This is a genomic window from Marinobacter changyiensis (assembly GCF_009193265.1).
Taxonomy (GTDB): Bacteria; Pseudomonadota; Gammaproteobacteria; order Pseudomonadales; family Oleiphilaceae; genus Marinobacter; species Marinobacter changyiensis.
Genome location: NZ_VZZZ01000003.1, coordinates 330,755 through 350,879, shown reverse-complemented (window position 1 = coordinate 350,879; position 20,125 = coordinate 330,755). Strand labels below are relative to the sequence as shown.

Annotated in this window: 9 protein-coding genes; 5 read left to right on the top strand and 4 right to left on the bottom strand. The window is 57.9% G+C overall.

What is annotated here, in order from left to right; translation table 11 throughout:
- Positions 1-137 precede the first annotated feature (137 nt).
- A complete protein-coding gene (locus F6Y09_RS10325) occupies positions 138-563 on the bottom strand; it encodes a GFA family protein (protein ID WP_152206841.1) in 426 nt (141 codons plus the stop codon).
- 213 nt (positions 564-776) lie between these two features.
- Positions 777-1,439 carry a dienelactone hydrolase family protein gene (locus F6Y09_RS10320; protein WP_152206840.1) on the bottom strand — a complete coding sequence of 221 codons (663 nt, stop codon included), beginning with the start codon at positions 1,437-1,439 and terminating at the stop codon, positions 777-779.
- Positions 1,440-1,859: 420 nt separating this feature from the next.
- Here F6Y09_RS10320 and malQ point away from each other — a divergent pair, with 420 nt between their 5' ends.
- The 5 genes from malQ (at position 1,860) to glgC (ending at position 13,088) form a co-directional block, all read left to right on the top strand.
- Positions 1,860-3,989 (top strand): 4-alpha-glucanotransferase, encoded by a 2,130-nt coding sequence (gene malQ, locus F6Y09_RS10315; protein ID WP_152206839.1) that lies wholly within the window; start codon positions 1,860-1,862, stop codon positions 3,987-3,989.
- A 160-nt stretch (positions 3,990-4,149) separates the two neighbouring features.
- Positions 4,150-6,150 (top strand): alpha-1,4-glucan--maltose-1-phosphate maltosyltransferase, encoded by a 2,001-nt coding sequence (locus F6Y09_RS10310; protein ID WP_152207014.1) that lies wholly within the window; start codon positions 4,150-4,152, stop codon positions 6,148-6,150.
- A 60-nt stretch (positions 6,151-6,210) separates the two neighbouring features.
- Entirely contained in the window at positions 6,211-9,543 is a 3,333-nt protein-coding gene (gene treS / locus F6Y09_RS10305; protein WP_152206838.1) for a maltose alpha-D-glucosyltransferase, read from the top strand.
- Positions 9,536-11,752 (top strand): 1,4-alpha-glucan branching protein GlgB, encoded by a 2,217-nt coding sequence (gene glgB / locus F6Y09_RS10300; RefSeq protein WP_152206837.1) that lies wholly within the window; start codon positions 9,536-9,538, stop codon positions 11,750-11,752. The genes treS and glgB overlap by 8 nt, the downstream gene beginning before the upstream one ends.
- Positions 11,753-11,825: 73 nt before the next feature.
- Positions 11,826-13,088 (top strand): glucose-1-phosphate adenylyltransferase, encoded by a 1,263-nt coding sequence (glgC, locus tag F6Y09_RS10295; protein WP_152206836.1) that lies wholly within the window; start codon positions 11,826-11,828, stop codon positions 13,086-13,088.
- Positions 13,089-13,125: 37 nt separating this feature from the next.
- On the opposite strand, the gene treY is transcribed toward glgC, so the two are convergent.
- Complete coding sequence (gene treY, locus F6Y09_RS20355) at positions 13,126-17,847, bottom strand: malto-oligosyltrehalose synthase (RefSeq protein ID WP_218944141.1); 4,722 nt, start codon at positions 17,845-17,847, stop codon at positions 13,126-13,128.
- Positions 17,844-19,985, bottom strand: a complete 2,142-nt coding sequence (gene glgX / locus F6Y09_RS10285) for a glycogen debranching protein GlgX (protein ID WP_152206835.1) — start codon at positions 19,983-19,985, stop codon at positions 17,844-17,846. The genes treY and glgX overlap by 4 nt, the downstream gene beginning before the upstream one ends.
- Positions 19,986-20,125: the final 140 nt, after the last annotated feature.

The window sequence follows — 20,125 nt, the reverse complement described above, 5'->3', positions numbered from 1 at the left end:
TTAAGCAGAGCCGGTTCGGGAACTTTGTACTGGTACCGCCGCTATAAGAAAGCCCCTCCTGGAGGGGCTTGCTATCCTGACACCCATTAATAAAAAACATCTGGATCAATGGCGAACGATCCTTATAGACCAGGATTTTACTCCGGCAAGGTTTCTCCCGAACCGCCCATTTCTGCGGGCATGTCCTTCATCTTGGGCAAACCATCGTGGATGGGAAGTACCGATTCCTGGTAATGCACATGTAATGCCGGTTTGAAATCCAGGCTGGGCAGGTTCGCAACATACACGTCAACCAGTCCCATGCCGGGGTGGTCAGTGAAGACGTGGCCACCGCAGTTCTTGCACCATTTGCGATAGCTTTTTTCGGTAAGATTGAAGGTATCTATCTGGTCTTTACCGGCAAGAATCTCAAGGCTCTCAGGGGGCCAGAGTGACAACGCATTGACCGGCCCGGCGGACCAGCGGCGACATGAATCACAGTGGCAATAGCCCATCGCTTCCGGCTCGCCTTTAACCTGAAATTTTACCTTGCCGCAAAAGCAGCTTCCCTGATGTTGGTTCATGATTGGTCTCTCTTGTTTTTGTGAAGCGTCCAAGTATGCGTAGCTCTGTTGAGTCTCCTCACCTCAACTGTTGCAAAAGGTTGCAGAATTGTCCAGGTAACTCAGAGCGATATTCAGGCAGTCGCGGAATGATATCGTTTGGCAGCATGATAGTCCCAAGCTGGTGGGCAGTCATGCACGCACCGCCAGCAGTTCCGAGTGATAGGCCGAGCTTCAGGGGTAAGTTACGGTCAGATGATCTTTGAACCAGTCCGCGGCTGCTTCCTGGACGATAACGATCTTGCCGGGCTCCTCAAAAAGATGGCTTGCTCCCGGCACGATTTTTACCTCGTGATGACAGTGCAGCTTCGCAGCCGCCTCCCGGTTGAGCTCAATGACGGTGGTGTCCAGACCACCGACGATCAAAAGGGTCGCTGCCCGAACTCGCGAGAGGGCGTTGCCGGCGAGGTCGGGGCGCCCGCCCCGGGACACAACCGCCCGGACGTGATCGGGGTTTTCCGCGGCCGCGACCAGCGCTGCGGCCGCACCGGTGCTGGCGCCAAACAGGCCCAATGGCAGCGCGGCTGTCCCTGCCTGTTCCTTGAGCCAGCCCACGGCTTCGCTCATACGCCGGCTGATCAATGGAATGTCGAAGCGGTATTGCCGGGTTCGGGCATCCACTTCGTCTTCGCCGGCAGTGAGAAGATCGAACAGCAAAGTGCCCAGACCCGCTCCGTTAAGGAATTCTGCCACGGCCTGGTTGCGGGGGCTGAGACGGCTGCTTCCGCTGCCGTGGGCGAAGGCGACAATTCCGAAAGCGCCCTCGGGAATGTCGAGGATCCCTTTCAGGGATGCGTCCGAAAGCTCCAGGACGACAGAACGGGAGTTGGAACCCATAGCCTTGCCTCATCTTTCCAGAAATGACTAAGCAGCCGGCGGATTCGCAATCTTGCATGGGCAATTTTATCGTGCAACTCCGGTGGCTGTGCTGCAATTCTTAAACCGTCTTTTTAAGTCTAGTCAAGGCGTGGTTGAAGGGAAATAAAAACCGCTGCTCTGAGCTGACTCGAATACGCAGGCGGCGTTTGACTCCGGGAGGTGACGCAGTGCGGCGCGTAGGCGGCAGATATGCCCGACGTTGACAGCGCAGGGAGCTTTACTACACTTTTGAGATCCTGGATTTTGCTGCCTTCGGCAGACACCCCCGATCACGTGGGGCGTCTATTTCTCCGAGGCCGTGACTGTGGCCTGACCGGATATCACCCAGCTATGGGAAATCTCTCGTAGCGCTGCGTCCGAGCAGGATCAGGAGCGCCCATGAATGAGAATGCTTTAAGAAAACTCGCCCAGGCTGCCGGTCTGATCCTTGAATGGTCTGACAGCGAGGGCTGCACCCAATACATGGAGCCCGACACCCAGGAGCTTTTGTTGTCGCTCCTTGGGTTTCCGGCCAGCAGCGACGAAGAAATACAATGCAGCCTGGAAGAGTTGCAGCGACTTCACCACCCGGAAGATCCGGCTCAGCTCCCGCCGTTGGTTACTGCCGACCAGGGATTTGCCGTTACATTACCCTGTCCTCTGGCTCCCGCTACCGACTATGTGATTGAGCTGGAGAGTGGCCAGCGCCAGACTGGCGAGACCGATGAAAACGGCCGGATTCCGGCTATCAGCGAGGCCGGCTATCATCAGCTGAACATCGGAGATAGCCGGCTGACTCTGGCGGTTGCTCCGGCGAAATGCTTTTCTGTCGCAGAGAGCGTGGGCAAAAGCCCTGCGGGACGTTCCAGTGGCCAGCCGACGCAACTATGGGGTCTGGCCACGCAGCTTTATTCACTACGCCGGCCGGGCGATGGTGGGGCAGGGGACACCCGGGCGCTGGAGGATTTCTGCCGCAGTGCCGCGGGTGAGGGTGCATCGGCGGTAACTGTGAGCCCGACCCACGCCATGTTCAGTTCGGATCCGGGGCACTACAGTCCCTATTCCCCCTCGAGCAGGCTTCTGCGCAATGTCCTTTACTGTGCCCCCGAAAGTATTTTTGGCGAGTCGAGGGTTCAGGCAGCCGTCACCCGTTGCGGCCTGCAGCAACACCTTGAGAATCTGGAATCGCTGGAGCTGATTGACTGGCCTGCAGTGGGCAAGGCCAAGCTCACATGGCTGCGAGCCCTGTACGAGGATTTTACTGAGGGCAGAGGCAGGAACAGGAATGACAGTGCCCTGTACCAGCAGTTCATGAGATTTCGGGAGCAGGGCGGAGAAACGCTGGAGGATCACTGCAGATTCGAGACCTTATCAGAACGGCAGGGGCCCGGTAGCTGGCGGACCTGGCCAGAAGAATTTCGCGACCCTGCGAGTGCTGCCGTGCAAAAGTTTGCTCTGCAGCACTTCGTTGAGGTGGGCTTTCATGCGTTCTTGCAGTGGCTTGTAGCGGATGGCCTGCAGCGGGCGCAGGACGCTGCCCTGGACGCCGGCATGGCGGTTGGTCTGATTGCGGACCTTGCCGTGGGTGCGAATGATTCCGGCAGTCAGGCGTGGAGCCGTCAGGAGGAAATGCTCACCGGTGTCTCCATTGGCGCGCCGCCAGACTCCATCAATGTGCACGGCCAGGACTGGGGTCTCTGTTCCTTTTCCCCACATGGCCTGATACGTTCGGGTTTCCGGAGTTTTATCGACATGTTGCGGGCAAATTTCACCGAGGTCGGGGGGCTTCGGATTGATCACATTCTGGGTTTTCTGCGTTTGTGGCTGGTGCCGGAGGGAAAACGGCCAGACCAGGGAGGGTATGTGCGTTTTCCGCTCAATGACCTGTTCCGCCTCACAGCGCTGGAGTCTGTGAGGCATAAGGCTGTCGTGATGGGAGAGGACCTGGGCACAGTGGCGCCTGGATTTCGGGAAAGGCTTTCGGACCGCGGCATTATGGGCATGAATGTTCTCTGGTTCGAGCGCGATAACGTGGGGGACTTCCCGCCGCCTGAGCAGTGGTCGCCGGCGGCAATGGCCACGACGTCCACCCATGATCTGCCTACCGTGGCCGGCTGGTGGGCTGGTCGGGATATCGAATGGAGGGGGAGGTGTGGCCTGCTGCCTGAAACCGAGACAGTCGAAACCGAACGGAAAACCCGGGCGAAAGACCGCGCCAGGCTGGCGCGGGCGCTCGGCCTGCCAGTGCATCCCGCCGCTGAAGAGCTCCAGGCCCCGGATATTCCCGTCTCCCGCGTTCTGGCCGGCTGCGCGCAACATCTTGGCCGTACACGCTCTCCCCTGGCTATTCTGCCGGTAGAAGACTTGCTCGGGCTTGAGGAGCAGGCGAATCTTCCCGGCACCATTACGGAACATCCCAACTGGCGACGCCGATGGTCACCAGATTCGCAGGAAATGCTGAGTGTTGAAGCTGTCCGTCAGCGTCTGGGTGAGCTCAATAGCGGCCGTGTTGGGTCCCGGAAGCATTGATTTACAAAATTGCCTGATGGAGACTGGCCTTATGCGCCGCTGTCTGAACCGGATCCGGGAGGCTTTTTAAAAGCACGAACGCTGATACGGATTCAGGGCCTTTCATGGAGAGACACTGTGAAGGACACAGGAGGCGAGCATGACAGATGACGACGTTCGAATGCGGGAGGCCAGCGCAACAGATAACGACCGGAAGGGGGCGCTGAGTGCAGCCAAAGCTCCCCGTATTGCCATTGAGTCGGTTGAACCCAGTCTCAATCATGGCAGATTCGCATCGAAAGCCATCGTCGGCGACCCGATTCCCGTAACCGCCGTCATTTTTGCCGACGGTCACGATCTGCTGTCCGCCGTGGTTCGCTGGCGCAAAGAAGGCGGAGACTGGCATACCCAGCCAATGGCCCGTGTTACTCCGCTTGGCAATGATCTTTGGGAAGCAGAAATAAGGCCGGAAGATATGGGCCGGCACCACTTCATGATCGAAGCGTGGTGGGATGTATTCGGCACCTACCGTGATGAGCTCTACAAGAAGCACCATGCTGGCGTGACGGTAGGCCTGGAGCTCGAGGAAGGTCGTCTTCTGATTGCCGAAGCGCTGGGCCGCACCAGAGGGCAAATTCGCAAAGCCCTGAATGCCCTGCATACGCAGCTTGAAGATAGCAGTACGGATAGCGGCAAGGTTGCGCTCATGCTGGACCCGGATACCCACGAACTCATGGAAAAAGCAGACCCCCGCCGCCACCGGGTCCGAAGCGCCACTCTTTATCCTTTTTACGTCGATCGGGTCAAAGCCAGATTTGCAAGCTGGTATGAGCTGTTTCCCCGTTCCGAAACTGATGACCCGAACCGGCACGGCACCTTCAGGGATGTCCAGAAACGGTTGCCCATGATCCGCGACATGGGATTTGATGTGCTCTATTTTACCCCGATCCATCCCATCGGTCGCACCCATCGCAAGGGCAAAAACAATACGCTGGAGGCAGGCCCGGACGATGTCGGCAGCCCTTATGCGATTGGCAACGAAGAGGGGGGGCATGAAGCCATTCATCCGAAGCTGGGCACCTTTGCGGACTTTCAGGAGCTGGAAAGGGTCGCTGCCGCGCACGGTCTGGAAATTGCCCTGGACTTTGCCATCCAGTGCTCCCCGGACCATCCCTGGCTGAAGAAACACCCCGGCTGGTTTTCATGGCGTCCTGACGGGTCGATCCGCTATGCCGAGAATCCGCCAAAGAAGTATCAGGACATCGTCAATGTGGATTTCTATGCCGAAGATGCCATACCGGACCTCTGGCTGGCATGGCGGGACGTAGTGCAGGGCTGGATCGACCAGGGTGTGCGCATTTTCCGGGTCGACAATCCCCACACCAAGCCCTTTCCTTTCTGGGAATGGCTTATCGACGACATACGCAGCCGGGACCCGGGGATTATCTTCCTGTCTGAAGCTTTTACGCGACCAGCAGTCATGCTGCATCTGGGCAAGCTGGGGTTTACCCAGAGCTATACCTACTTCACCTGGCGTAATACAAAAGCGGAGCTGGCGGAATACCTGACGACCCTGTCCCGCCCGCCTTGGCGCGACGGGTACCGCCCCAATTTCTTTGTTAATACCCCGGACATCAATCCGTATTTTCTTCAGTCCTCCAGCCGTGCGGGATTCCTGATTCGGGCCGCGCTGGCCGCTCTGGGTGCGGGTTCCTGGGGCATGTATTCGGGTTTTGAGCTATGCGAAAACGAGCCGATGCCGGGCAAGGAGGAGTATCTCCATTCGGAAAAATACGAGGTGCGATCAAGGGACTTCAGCGCCCCGGGCAACATTATTTACGAGATTGCCCAGCTCAACCGCATCCGCAGGGAGAATCCGGCGTTTCAGACCCACCTGGGTATCAGTTTTCATTCCATCAACAACGACCGTCTGCTTTATTTCTGCAAGCGCACTTCCGATAACAGCAATGTGATTTTCGTGGTGATCAGTCTTGATCCCTTTGACCCCCAGGAGGGCAGTTTCGAGTTGCCGCTTTGGGAATTCGGGCTTCCAGAACACGCTGCCCTGGATGCGGAAGATCTGATGACCGGACATAGCTGGACCTGGCACGGGAAATGGCAGTGGACCCGTCTTGATCCCTCGGGCCTGCCCTTTGGCATCTGGAGGGTAAGCTTGCCCTGAATTACAGCTGCCCGCAGGAAAAGCCCGAATTCCGAGTGACATGAGGAGGCAAACACCACGATGGATGCCAGAACCGAGCAGGAGAATCCGTTAGCAGAGGTGTTTCTGAACGATCCCCTCTGGTACAAGGACGCCGTAATCTATCAGGTGCACGTGAAGTCATTTTTTGACGCCAATGATGATGGTATCGGTGATTTCAAAGGGCTGATCCAGAAGCTGGACTACATCGTGAGCCTGGGGGTCAATGCCGTATGGCTGTTGCCATTCTATCCGTCCCCCCGCCGTGATGATGGCTATGACATTGCTGAATACTGCAACGTGAGCCCGGACTACGGAACACTGGAAGATGCCCAGGCATTCATTACTGAAGCCCACCGACGCGGTCTGAGAGTCATCACCGAGCTTGTCATCAATCACACCTCAGACCAGCATCCCTGGTTTCAGCGGGCGCGAAGGGCCCCGCCAGACTCGCCGGAGCGGGCGTTCTATGTCTGGTCAGACACCGATGACAAATATCCGGGTACCCGGATTATCTTCACTGACACTGAAGCGTCCAATTGGTCCTGGGATCCGGTGGCCAATGCCTATTTCTGGCACCGCTTCTATTCCCACCAGCCCGACGTCAATTTTGACAATCCCCAGGTTCTGGAGGAGCTTCTAAAGGTCATGGAATACTGGCTGGATATGGGGGTGGACGGGCTTCGGCTGGATGCTATTCCCTACCTGGTGGAGCGGGAAGGCACCAACAATGAAAATCTGCCTGAAACCCACGACGTCCTGAAGCGCATACGGGCGGTCATTGATGAACGTTACCCCGACCGGATGCTGCTGGCCGAGGCCAACCAGTGGCCCGAAGACACCCGGCCCTATTTTGGTGACGGCGATGAATGCCACATGGCATTTCATTTCCCCCTCATGCCACGGATGTACATGGCCCTGGCACAGGAGGACCGTTTCCCGATCACTGATATTCTTCGACAGACGCCAGACATTCCGGAAAATTGCCAGTGGGCGATCTTTCTGCGTAATCATGATGAACTGACTCTGGAGATGGTCACCGACGAGGAGCGGGACTATCTGTGGAACCATTACGCCGCGGACCGCCGTGCCAGAATCAACCTGGGCATACGTCGGCGCCTGGCACCGTTGCTGGAAAGGGACCGCCGACGGGTGGAACTGCTTAACAGCCTGCTTCTATCCATGCCCGGAACCCCCATTCTCTATTACGGTGACGAAATCGGCATGGGGGACAATATCTATCTGGGCGACAGGGACGGTGTGCGCACACCCATGCAGTGGTCCATGGACCGGAACGGGGGCTTTTCACGGGCCGATCCCGCCCGGCTGGTGCTGCCCCCCATCATGGATCCGTTGTACGGCTTCCAGTCAATCAATGTAGAAGCCCAGTCGGGGGACTCCCATTCCCTGTTAAACAGCATGCGTCGGATGTTAACGGTGCGGGGGCAGCACCGGGCCTTCAGCAGGGGCGGCATGCGTATGCTGTATCCCGCTAACCGTCACATACTGGCCTACATGCGTGAGCTGACGGACGCAAACGGCGAAACACAGTCGCTGCTTTGCGTCGCCAATGTAGCTCGCACTGCTCAGGCGGTGGAGCTGGATCTCTCCGGGTTCCAGGGCAGGGTACCGGTCGAAATGACCGGAGGAAGTGCCTTTCCGCCAGTGGAGGGAACCTATTACAACCTGACGCTCTCTCCCTACGGATTTCTCTGGTTTCTGATGGCCAGCGAGTCACAAATGCCTTCCTGGCACATGCCGCCCCCCGAACCCATGCCGGATTACGTCACCCTCATTACACGACGTCACCTTCAGGAAGTGCTTGAGCCGGGGCCCCGCAGAGAACTGGAAAGGGAAGTCCTGCCGAAGTATCTACCGAAGCGCCGCTGGTTCGGAGCGAAGCAGGCCCGGATTGAATCGGTGAATGTCCAGTATGCAGATCCCATTGGCGATTCGGGGACCGAATTCCTGATGAGTGAGATTGAGGTCCGCCACACCGATGGCTCAGATCGCTATCAGTTGCCCCTCGCTTTTGTCAGCGCGAATGACAGAGCCCCGGTACTTGCCCGGCAACTGGCTATGGCCCGGATCCGCCGGGGCCGGGAGGTCGGCCTGCTGACCGATGCAGTGGCGCTGGAAGATTTTGGCCTGTGTCTGCTCGACCATTTGCGCAAGGGCGACCAGCTCCCCTGTGGCAGGAGTGAACTGCGGTTCTCGCCCACCTCGCTGTTGCAGGATCTCGAGCTCCCCGCTGATGTTGAGGTTGTGTCTCAGGGCGTGGAGCAGTCCAACAGCTCCATCGTCATTGGTCGCCGGGTGGTCCTCAAGGTGTTGCGCCGCCTTCAGGCAGGTGTTCATCCCGAAGCCGAGATTGCCCACTACCTTACCGACAATGGCTTCACCCATGTGCCGCCCTTTTATGGCGACGTGGCGCGCCACGAAGAAGGGGAGGATCCCCACACGCTGATGCTGGCCCAGGGTTATATCGAAAACCAGGGCGATGCCTGGTCATGGACTTGCAACACACTGGAGCGGGCCATTCACGAAGCCACGCTCGAAGACGTCGGCACGCTGGAGAAGGGCTTCGGTCCATTCGATGAACTGGAAGCTTTTGCTGCGAAACTGGGACAGCGTCTCGGGGAGTTGCACCAGGTGCTGGCCAGACCCAGTGAAAACCCGGCCTTCCAGCCCGAGCTGGCGGGCGAGGAGCAGGTCAGCCTCTGGGTCAGGCGGGTCGGACTGCGAGTACGGGAGGCACTTGATCTGTTACACAAACACGCCCGGAATACATCAGAGGAGGACCAGCATCTGGCCAGCCAGGTCCTGGCACAGCGCGATGGTCTGGTCAGTCTTGCCGAAACCCTGGCTCACAGAGCCAAGGGTAGTCTGTTGACAAGAATTCACGGTGACCTGCATCTCGGTCAGGTTCTGGTTGCCCATGATGACGCGTACCTCATTGATTTCGAGGGTGAGCCGGCCCGCCCCCTGAGCGAGAGACGTGCCAAGGACTGCCCCTGGAAGGATGTGGCCGGCATGCTGCGATCTTTCGATTACGCGGGCGCAGTCACGGGCGACCGGGCAACGTCATCGGAGATCAGCCTGAATGCGAGCTACCAGAGCCAGGAAGTAGCCGGCCAGTACCGACGCACTGGCAGCCAGGTATTCCTGGAGAACTATCGCCAGAGCGCCGCAGGTATTGCTCACCAGTGGCAGAACGCAGATGGCGAGGAAGCCGCCCTGCAGCTGTTCCTGCTGGAGAAAACCGCTTACGAAATTGCGTATGAGGCTGCTAACAGGCCCACTTGGCTCAGGGTTCCATTGCGCGGACTGGCTGCTATCGCTGACCAGATGAACAAGGGAGAAGGGCATGTCTGAAGCGACTGAAAAAACCACCATTGATCAGAGTGTCTGGCTTCCCCGGTCGGATGCAGAGGCCTTGGCAACTGCCCATCATGGCAATCCGTTTTCCGTGCTTGGTATTCATGAAACCGCAGACACCATGGTTATGCGGGTCTATGTGCCCGGTGCGCTGGGAGTCGATGTGCTCGACAGCCAGGACAGCACCTTGCGCTGCAGCCTGACGTCGATCCAGATACCGGGCCTGTTCGCAGGCCTGGTGCCCCACGCCGCTCCTTACCGACTGCGAATTCGGTGGCCGGACGGTGCGACACAGGAGACAGAGGATCCTTATTCATTTGGTCTTCTTCTGGGTGAACTGGATCTTTATCTTGTTGGCGAGGGTACGCATCGTGAGATCGGGCATTGCCTTGGAGCCCAGCCCACTGAAGTTGACGGCATAGAAGGTGTCCGGTTTGCAGTCTGGGCCCCAAATGCCCGGCGGGTATCTGTAGTGGGCGATTTCAATAACTGGGACGGGCGTCGTCACCCGATGCGCAAGCGCGAGCCGACGGGCGTCTGGGAACTGTTCCTGCCACGGCTCGGTCCCGGAGCGGTGTATCAGTACGAGGTGCTCAATGTTCATGATGAGGTGGTGCTCAAGGCCGATCCGGTGGCACTCGCCACCCTGGCACCGCCCAGTACCGCTTCAGTCGTCGCTGATACGTCCCCTTTCAAGTGGAGTGACGATGACTGGATGGCCCGGCGGGGTGACGTCCAGGCCCCTGTCAGCCCCGTCTCTGTGTACGAGGTTCACGTTGCCTCCTGGCGCAAGCACGGTGGTGACCAGGGCGAAATATACGATTGGACGTCGCTGACTGAGTATCTGATTCCCTATGCAGTCGAGCTTGGCTTCACCCACATCGAACTGCTGCCCATCATGGAGCATCCTTTTGGCGGATCCTGGGGCTATCAGCCCCTCAGCCAGTTTGCCCCGAGCGGACGTTTTGGCAACACCCGTGACTTTGCTGCTTTCGTTGATTCCTGCCATCGCGCCGGGCTGGGCGTCATTCTCGACTGGGTGCCTGCGCACTTTCCCACCGACCCCCATGGCCTGGGCCGCTTTGACGGTACCGCGTTGTATGAATACGAGCACCCATTCGAAGGCTTTCACCAGGACTGGGATACCTATATCTACAATCTGGGCCGGCGTGAGGTGCATGGCTTCATGCTGTCCTCCGCGCTGCAATGGTTGCGGGACTACCATGTGGATGCCCTGAGAGTGGATGCGGTTGCTTCCATACTGCACCGGGATTATTCCCGCAAAGAAGGTGAATGGATTCCCAATGAATACGGTGGTCGGGAAAACCTGGAGGCCGTGGCCTTTCTCCGCCATCTCAATGATGTGGTGAGAGAGGATGTGCCCGGCGCCCAGGTTATCGCAGAGGAGTCGACTGCCTGGCCCGGCGTCACTGAACCCACCGCCAGTGGCGGGCTTGGCTTTGCCTACAAATGGAACATGGGCTGGATGCACGACACCCTGGAGTATATATCCCAGGATCCGCTCTACCGTACCTGGAGTCACGATAAACTGACCTTTGGCCTGGTCTATGCCTTTTCGGAAAGATTTGTCCTGCCCATTTCCCACGATGAAGTGGTCCACGGGAAAGGTTCCCTGATCGGTAAAATGCCAGGAGACGAATGGCAGCAGTTCGCCAATCTGAGGGCCTATCTCTCCTTTATGTGGACTCATCCGGGCAAAAAACTGCTGTTTATGGGCTGTGAGTTCGGTCAGTGGCGGGAATGGAGCCATGATCGCGAGCTGGACTGGTCGCTGCTCAGTTATCCCAGGCACAAAGGTGTGCAGGATCTGGTCAGAGACCTCAACCACCTTTACCGAGAGACTCGCGCACTGCATCAGGCTGATGCGGTGCCAGAGGGCTTCCAGTGGGTGATCGGTGACGACCGGAAAAACAGCGTATTTGCCTGGCTGCGCCTTGATCAGCCGGGTAACCCGGTACTTGTCATTGCCAACATGACGCCCCTTATCCATAGCGACTATCGGGTTGGCGTGTCCCGAGCGGGAGCCTGGACGGAAGTATTCAACAGCGATGCTGCAGTCTATGGGGGCAGCAACGTCGGTAATGGTGGCCAACTGCTGGCTGACGAGGCGCCGCTTCATGGCCAGCCATTCAGCCTCTCCCTCACGCTGCCGCCCTTGGGGGTGGTGGTATTTGGCCCGGAGTAGAGACTGTAGTTTCGTGGTGTTCTCTGACACCTAGGGGGGTAATCGACAACAATCCCATGCAAAGGACGAACCCATGCTCGCAGAGAAGCGTTTCGTTAGCCGTCTTACTCGTCAGACACTCGCCCTGGTACTTGCCGGAGGCCGGGGCAGCCGTCTCCATGACCTCACCAATTGGCGTGCCAAACCGGCCGTGCCGTTTGGTGGAAAATTCCGGATAATCGACTTTCCGCTTTCCAATTGCATCAATTCAGGGATAAGCCGGGTGGGTATTCTGACCCAGTACAAGGCCCATTCACTGATCCGTCATATCCAGAGAGGCTGGGGTTCATTCCGGGGTGAAATGGATGAATTCGTGGAACTGCTTCCGGCCCAGCAGCGAATAGAGACGTCCTGGTACCAGGGCACAGCGGATGCCGTCATGCAGAACCTCGACATTATCAAAAGCCACAGGCCGGAGTATGTACTTATCCTGGCCGGCGATCATGTCTACAAGATGGACTATGGCACCATGCTTGCGGCCCATGTGGAGGAAGGGGCGGACGTGACTGTGGGTTGCGTGGAGGTCCCGGTGGAGGAAGCCTCGGCCTTTGGCGTGATGTCAGTGGACGAAAATTACCGTGTTACAGAATTCCTGGAAAAACCTGAGCATCCGAAGGAACTGCCTGACAAGCCGGGCCGAACACTGGCCTCAATGGGTATTTACGTATTCAGCACCCGCGTGCTTTTCGAGGAGCTCGAGCGTGATTCCGAGCTGCATACTTCCTCCCATGATTTTGGCAAAGACATCATTCCCTCCATTATTGAAAGATTAGGTGTTGTCGCTTTTCCCTTTTGCGACCCGGCCCGGAAAACCGGCGCATACTGGCGGGATGTGGGCACCGTCGATGCTCTCTGGCAGGCAAACCTGGAACTTGTCGGGGTCAGTCCCGAGTTGAACCTTTACGATTCGGAGTGGCCGATATGGACCTATCAGGAGCAGCTTCCCCCGGCCAAATTTGTATTTGATGAAGACGGGCGCCGGGGAATGGCGGTCGACTCCATGGTGGCGGGGGGATGCATTGTGTCGGGGGCGGTGGTGAGACATTCCGTCCTGTTTTCCCGGGTGCTTGTAGATTCCTTCAGTGAAGTCAATGATTCTGTGATCTTTCCCGATGTCAGTATCGGCCGGAATTGCCAGATCCACAGAGCGATTATAGACGTTGGCTGCAAGATTGCGGAGGGAAGCGGGGTAGGTATTGACCTGGAAAAAGACCGCGAACGGTTCCACGTCAGCCCGGGAGGGATTGTGCTGGTAACACCGGAAATGCTGCAACAGGATTATCCTCACGGCCTGTGAGGTGGTTGCGCCTCCCCTGGGCGGAAAAGCATTTCTTTTAGGACGGGGACCGGGAAACCAGTAGCGCCACCGGGAACTCGGCGAACAACTGCTCCGCCATCAGTAAGGGACTGTTGTCGAATGACGTTACCTCCACGGACTCTCCGGTCAAATGGTTCCGGTAGTCACGGGCAGCGAGTTGTTCAGGCAACTCGATACCGGAGTTCCCCCAGTCCAGGCGCCTCATAATATTGCCCGAGCCGCTGGCCGTCGCACCTGCCAGACGGCCGAGCAACCTCGGCACCGCTACGATGAGTGTATCGCCCTCGTGTTCGCGGGCAAACGCGAACAGATTGTCGGCTTGCGCGCCCCGGGTCCGCAGAACAATATAGGCGCCCTGGCTGAACAGGTCCGCATGCTGGCGTCGCAGGGACAGGCACTTCCAGGTGAGATAGCATTTGATACGGCCGTCCAACATGTCATCGGTCAGCATGGAAAGCGCAGTGCGATCAATGGACTCTCCGTCAAACTGCGCCTTCAGTTCCTGCAGTGTTTGCCTGCGCTGGTCGTAGTTCACCGGACGGCGATTGTCCGGATCCACCAGGTTGAAGTTCCAGAGCTCGTCCCCCTGATAGGTATCGGGCACACCAGGTGCAGTCAGTTTGAGCAGGAGCTGGGCAAGGCTGACGTACATCCCCAGGTTGCTGACCGATTTCTGGAAGCCGGTGAAGTCCTCCAGAAACTCTGAGTTTGCCGGATCCAGAATGGCGTCGATGAATGCGGACAGGCTTTCCTCATAACCCGCATTGCTGTTGATCCAGGAGGTGTGCTGCTTGGCTTCCTTGACCGCCTTGAGCATGTAATCCCGTATCCGCGCCCCGAACGCTTCCATGTCAATAGAAGGCAGGGACTCCATGGGCCAGGCCCCGACCAGGGTCTGATAGAGCAGGTATTCGGTGTTTTTCTCGGGCCAGGCGCTGTCGTTATCCTGGTGTTTATGGCGGGCATTGATGGCAGTCCAGTGATTGACCTTTTCCCGCCACTGGTCCGGAATTTCGGAAAGAACCCCTATACGTGCACGGGTATCGGCAGACCGCTTGGTATCGTGGGTGGAAGTATCGACCATGCTGTGAGGCCAGTTGGCCTGGCGCTCAAGGTTGGCCTGGTGAAATGCCGCAGGGCTGATTCCAAAGACACCCGGTTTGCCACCCACCTCATTGAGCGCCACCAGCCTGTGGTAAACGTAAAGTGCGGTGTCCTCCAGGCCCTTGGCCATGACCGGCGAGGTATACTGCTGGAAGCTCATTGAGAACTGGATCAGCCGTCGGCGCAGGGCTTCTGGCAGGCCTTCGCCTAACTCAAGAAGCAGAGCGTCCCGGATGAAACGGAATGCCGTGATATCCGCCGCCCGGCTTCTCTTCATGGCATCCTGGACCGCGCGGTCTACCTGGTCCCGGTCCTCCTCAGTAACGCCGTGGTCGGTGATGTAGGTACGATACACAGGGAAACAGGCGACTACCTCGGTAAGGGCCTGCCTCAGCCCGTTCAGGGTGAAGTCCCGGCTGTGTGGGTCGGCATCCGCAATACGTGCAAGCTGGTTTGCAAGCACCGCCATCTCGCTGGCAAGGGATGTCTGGACTATCAGCTTTTTCGAGCGATAACAGATGTCCTGAAATTCCATTCTGTGACCGACAAAGGCTTCGTAGATGCTCTGCATTTCATCTGCGCTATCGGGATCGATAAACAGGCCGGTGCAATCGGCGGCGAATTCATAACCCGTGGTGCCGTGAATGGGCCAGGCCCGCCGCAGCCTTTCGCCTTCGCTGAGAATCTTTTCGGCTATGAGATAGGCTGGCCTGTCGCCTTGCAAGCGATGGAAATACTGTGCCGGGTCGCACAGTCCGTCGGGATGGTCTATCCGCAGGCCCTGGACCTTTCCTTCCCGGACAAGGGCAAGCGCAAGGCTGTGGGTCTTTTCAAAAACCGCATGTTCTTCCTGCCGAAGACAGGCAAGGTCATTGATGTCGAAAAACCGGCGGTAGTTGATTTCGTCTGCGGCCACGCGCCAGTAGGCCAGTCGATAGGCCTGGGCTTCAAGCAGTTCATGCATGGGGCTGCTGATTCCGCTGCCCAGAGCTTCGGATTTGTTGATCTCCCGGACGACGCCCTTCAGGTGTTGCTGGAGAGCGGGGCTGTTCTCGTGGAGAAATTTAAGCCGTTGCTTGAGGAATTCCTTGTCCCGATTGCGTGCGGTCAGTTCCTCTTCCAGAGTGCTGCTGCGAGGCGGAAGGTTCTCAAGGGCCGTCATGAGACTCTGAAATTCCATCAGGGTAGGCTCTTCGCACCCGAAACGTTCCTTCAATTTGCCCGGCTGCCGATTGAGAATACGGGGGTACTGGCGCGGATCAATCGGGAAACGATGCTCATAATAATGCACCGAAAAAGTGCCTTCGTGCTGGTCAAAGGCGAGCTTTAGCTGCGTCTTATCAAGTACATCGCCGTAATGGTCACCGAGGACGGGGATCAGCACCTGATTATTCATGCCCCGGCGCAGGGGCGTCCAGTCAATGTCGAAAAAGTGTCCAAACTGCGACGCGGGGCCATTTTCCAGAACATCCAGCCACCAGAGGTTGTCGTCCCCCATGACTCCCATGTGATTGGGTACCATGTCGAGGATATGCCCCATACCCAGCGCTCTGAGTTTTGCGACGAAGTCGTCGAAGTCCGCCTGGCTGCCAATCTCGGGATTGAGACTACCGTGGTCAACAATGTCATAGCCGTGGCTGCTACCAGACCGAGCCTTCAGGTAGGGTGAGCAGTAACAGTGACTGATGCCCAGGTCATGGAGATAGGGGATCAGGTCTGTGGCATCGCGGAAGCTGAAATCCCTGTTGAGCTGGATTCGATAGGTGGCGGTGGGGATAGCGTTTGCGTCACGGGCCGAAGCGATAAAAACGGCAACCGACCAGGGCAGCAGGTTGCCGTTCTTCAGCGCATCCGGCAGCTTGGCAGGGAGGTAATAAACCCTATCTCCCGGATCCGGCCCGCGGCCGGGGATGGGACAAAGATGAGGCCCGAGATTGGCCAGCATGGTAAGGATGTAACCGTCTCTTAACTGCCAGGTTACCTTCACGGCCGTGTCACCCGACGCGTGGAACGTTCCTGCGCCCGGCAGGGGCTGGTGGCCCTTTTCACTATAGATTTGTCTCCGTACAGCCAGCAGATCCCTGAAATGGCGGTGACGGTCGGCATGGTAGGGCGACTCGAGGCAGTCCCACGCCAGTTTGCTTTGAAGGAAGGACTGTTCGGAATTGGGGTCGGGAATACGATCCTTCTTCCCGGCTTCCGAGAAATCCTCAAATCGGGAAAATTCCGCCTGGCGCCCTGAGGTTACTGCTTCGGCGAGCTCTCCGGAAAAATCGCAGAAAAACTGAAAGGGCGTTGTCGCCCCGAATTCTTCGCCCATAAACAGAAGCGGTGGCTGGGGGGCCAGCAGACGCACCGCTGCGGCAGCAGAAATGGCTGCTGCCGGGGCGAGGGCGTCAATCCGTTCTCCGAAGGCGCGATTGCCCACCTGATCGTGATTTTGCAGAAAGGAAACAAAGGCCTCGGAAGGAAGCTCCGTACTCGACTCACCCCGGCGCGCGTTTCCGCGATAGGGAGAAGGTTCTCCCTGGTATGCAAAGCCCTCTGCAAGGCACCGGCCCAGAAACCAGTTCGGTTTCTGAGTATAGTCGGCATAGTAACCGTCGCTTTCGCCGGTGAGCATCAGGTGCAGGCAGTGGTGAATGTCATCATTCCACTGGGCATTATAAAAGCGGGGTGAAAGCTCCGGCGTGCGGGCAAGATAACGGGCAGAATTGCAGTCGTTCTCAAGCACCAGATGGATCTGGCGGTTGCGGCCGGGACCCTCATGGACCCGGGTGGCGAGCTCCTCAAGGAAGCACGGACTGGAGTCGTCGTGGATGGCGTGGACGGCATCCAGCCTCAGGCCATCCAGATGATATTCCTCCAGCCAGTAAAGGGCACTATGGATAAAGAAGTCCCGGACAGTCTGGCTGTTTTCATCGTCGAAATTGATCGCTGCGCCCCATGGGGTCTGATGGTGTTCGGTAAAAAAAACCGGCGCATAGAGGTGCAGGTAATTGCCGTCGGGTCCGAAATGATTGTAGACAACGTCCAGAAAGATCATGATCTGGCGCTTGTGTGCGGCCTGAATCAGACTTTTCAGCTGCTCGGGCCGGCCATAAGTGTGGTCCGGGGCAAAGGGCAGGACGCCGTCGTAGCCCCAGTTCCGGCTCCCCGGAAAGTCCGACAAGGGCATAAGCTCAATGGCGGTAACACCAAGCTCCGCGAGGTAATCCAGCCTTTCTTCAATGCCCTGATAATCACCGCCTTTACTGAAGGTTCCAGTGTGTAATTCGTAGATGACGGCCTCGTGCCAGGGCCGACCGCGCCATTCCCCGTCCTCCCAGGCAAAAGCCGAGGGGTCAATGACTTCACTCGGCCCATGGACATCCTCCGGCTGAAAGCGCGAGGCAGGGTCCGGCACGCTTTCAGCTGCCCGGACACGGTAGCTGTACAGGGACCCGGCTCCGGCGCGGTCGGTTTCCAGGCAGAACCAGCCTTCCCCCCTGGGCTCCATAGGCAGACAGGTCCTGTTCTCGGCCTCGTGCAGACAGAGTTCGACTTCCGAGAGGGCGGGCGCCCAGAATCCGAAACGCACCTTGCCATCCGGCTGGAGGCGGGCACCAAACGGCATCTCGTGATTTCGGTTCACGATTCGTCCCTCTGGTGGTGGAACAATACCAGGGAGTATCCCCCGACCGCGCATTCGGTGCCGGGATCCCAGCTCCGCGAAGAGGCAGGAACGTCGGGAATGAATGTGTTTACCAGGAGGTTCCAGGAGGCTATGCCGGCAATATCCGGAATAGTGAAAGGCACATCGTCGTGATGGGCATTCAGGAACAGCAGGAAGTCGTCATCTTTCAGGCGTTCCCCCTGTCTGTCCACATCCGGCAGTCCGGAGCCGGTTATAAGTACGCCAAGAGCGCGGGCAAAGGTCGTGTCCCATTCCTCCTGGCTCATTTCGAGGCCGTCGGGGTTGAGCCAGTAAATATCCTTGGTGCCGGGGCTGTTAACGGGCTGACCGCGGAAAAAATGACGGCGCCGAAAGGCAGGATGGGATTTGCGGATGCGGATCAGGTGACGGGTAAACTCCAGGAGCTGGCTATCTTTTTCGCCCAGCTCCCAGTTCAGCCAGCTGATCTCGTTATCCTGACAGTAGGGATTACTGTTTCCCCGCTGGCTGCGGCCGAATTCGTCACCGGCCAACAGCATGGGAACCCCCGCCGACAGGAACAGAGTGGCGAGAAAGTTGCGTTTCTGGCGCTCCCGCAGCGCCAGGATCTGCGGATCATCGCAAGGTCCTTCCGCTCCGCAGTTCCAGCTCCGGTTTTCATCTTCTCCTTCACCGTCCGGATCGCCTTCCTGGTTGGCCGAATTATACTCCCGGTTGTAACTGACGAGATCATGAAGCGTGAAGCCGTCATGAGCGGTAATGAAGTTGATGCTGGAGCAGGGGCTGCGACCGTTTGAGTAAAAAAGATCAGCCGAGCCGGTCAGGCGCGTGGCCAACTCGGAAATAAGGTCGCCTTTGCCCCGCCAGTAATCACGGACCGTGTCCCGGAATTTATCGTTCCACTCGGCCCAGCCCGGCGGGAAATTGCCAACCTGATAGCCACCTTCACCCAGATCCCAGGGCTCAGCAATCAGCTTTACCCGGGACAGGACCGGATCCTGCTGGATGATGTCAAAGAAAGCGCCGTACTGGTCAAATTCGTGCTCCTCCCGGCCCAGGGTGGCGGTCAGATCAAACCGGAAACCGTCCACGTGCATTTCCTGAACCCAGTAGCGCAAGCTGTCCATGATCAGTTGCAGGACCTGCGGATGCCTCATGTCCAGCGTGTTTCCAGTGCCGGTGTAATCCATATAATGACGCAGGTCGTCATGCACCAGTCGGTAATAGGCGCTGTTGTCTATACCCCGGAAGCAGAGCGTGGGTCCCAGGTGGTTGCCTTCGCCGGTATGGTTATAGACAACATCCAGGATCACTTCGATGCCTGCGGCGTGCAGCGCTTTGACTGCAGCCTTGAACTCCGTGACGGCGTCGCTGCTGGCGTACTCGGGCGAGGGTGCAAAAAAGCCAATGCTGTTGTAACCCCAGTAGTTGGTGAGGCCCTGATCCTTGAGGTGACGGTCATTGATGTAAGCGTGAATGGGCAGCAGCTCCACCGCCGTAATGCCAAGCTCTTTGAGGTAGGCGATTGCCGGTTCTGTTCCCAGTGCCGCATAGGTTCCCCTGATGTACTGTGGCACGTCCGGGCGCAGCTTGGTAAAGCCCTTGACATGGAGCTCGTAGATTACCGTTTCGTGCCAGGGTATAGCTGGCGGAGCATCTCCTTCCCAGTCAAAACTCCCGTCGATGACCCGGGAGCGGAGCATGTCTTCAGCGCTATCGCTGTCGTCAAAGGAAAGGTCTTCTTCCTTGTCACCAACACAGTAGCCAAACATCGCATCGCTCCACTGGAGTTCTCCGAAAATGGATTTGGTGTAGGGGTCCAGTAAAAGCTTGTTCGGATTAAAACGGTGCCCCTCCTGGGGAGCATAGGGCCCGTGAACCCGGTAACCGTAAAGCAGCTCGGGCCCGACGTGGGGCAGGTAAGCATGCCACACAAGTCCGGTGCGCTCAGGCATGACGATACGTTCAATTTCCTGCTTGCCGGAAGGATCGAAAAGGCAGAGCTCAACGCGTTCGGCATGTTCGGAAAAAAGTGCGAAATTTACTCCGTTTCCATCCCAGGTAGCGCCAAGTGGTTGTGGTTGCCCCGGCCAGATGCGCGGCTTTTCTTCACTCATTGCTCAATCCCACCTATTGTGCAGGCAGCTCACCGGCCTCCAGAGCAGCAAGAAATCTCGATGACGGGTGCTCAGGGAGGACGGCGATCTCCCTGTTTGCTGCGCAAATGCACAGGGTGTCCCGGAGTTGACAGCGAAGC

What these genes read in the sequence shown, in the direction of transcription:
- F6Y09_RS10325 (WP_152206841.1), bottom strand. Translation starts at nt 563, where the DNA reads ATGAACCAACATCAGGGAAGCTGCTTTTGCGGCAAGGTAAAATTTCAG.
- F6Y09_RS10320 (WP_152206840.1), bottom strand. Translation starts at nt 1,439, where the DNA reads ATGGGTTCCAACTCCCGTTCTGTCGTCCTGGAGCTTTCGGACGCATCC.
- malQ (WP_152206839.1), top strand. Translation starts at nt 1,860, where the DNA reads ATGAATGAGAATGCTTTAAGAAAACTCGCCCAGGCTGCCGGTCTGATC.
- F6Y09_RS10310 (WP_152207014.1), top strand. Translation starts at nt 4,150, where the DNA reads ATGCGGGAGGCCAGCGCAACAGATAACGACCGGAAGGGGGCGCTGAGT.
- treS (WP_152206838.1), top strand. Translation starts at nt 6,211, where the DNA reads ATGGATGCCAGAACCGAGCAGGAGAATCCGTTAGCAGAGGTGTTTCTG.
- glgB (WP_152206837.1), top strand. Translation starts at nt 9,536, where the DNA reads ATGTCTGAAGCGACTGAAAAAACCACCATTGATCAGAGTGTCTGGCTT.
- glgC (WP_152206836.1), top strand. Translation starts at nt 11,826, where the DNA reads ATGCTCGCAGAGAAGCGTTTCGTTAGCCGTCTTACTCGTCAGACACTC.
- glgX (WP_152206835.1), bottom strand. Translation starts at nt 19,985, where the DNA reads ATGAGTGAAGAAAAGCCGCGCATCTGGCCGGGGCAACCACAACCACTT.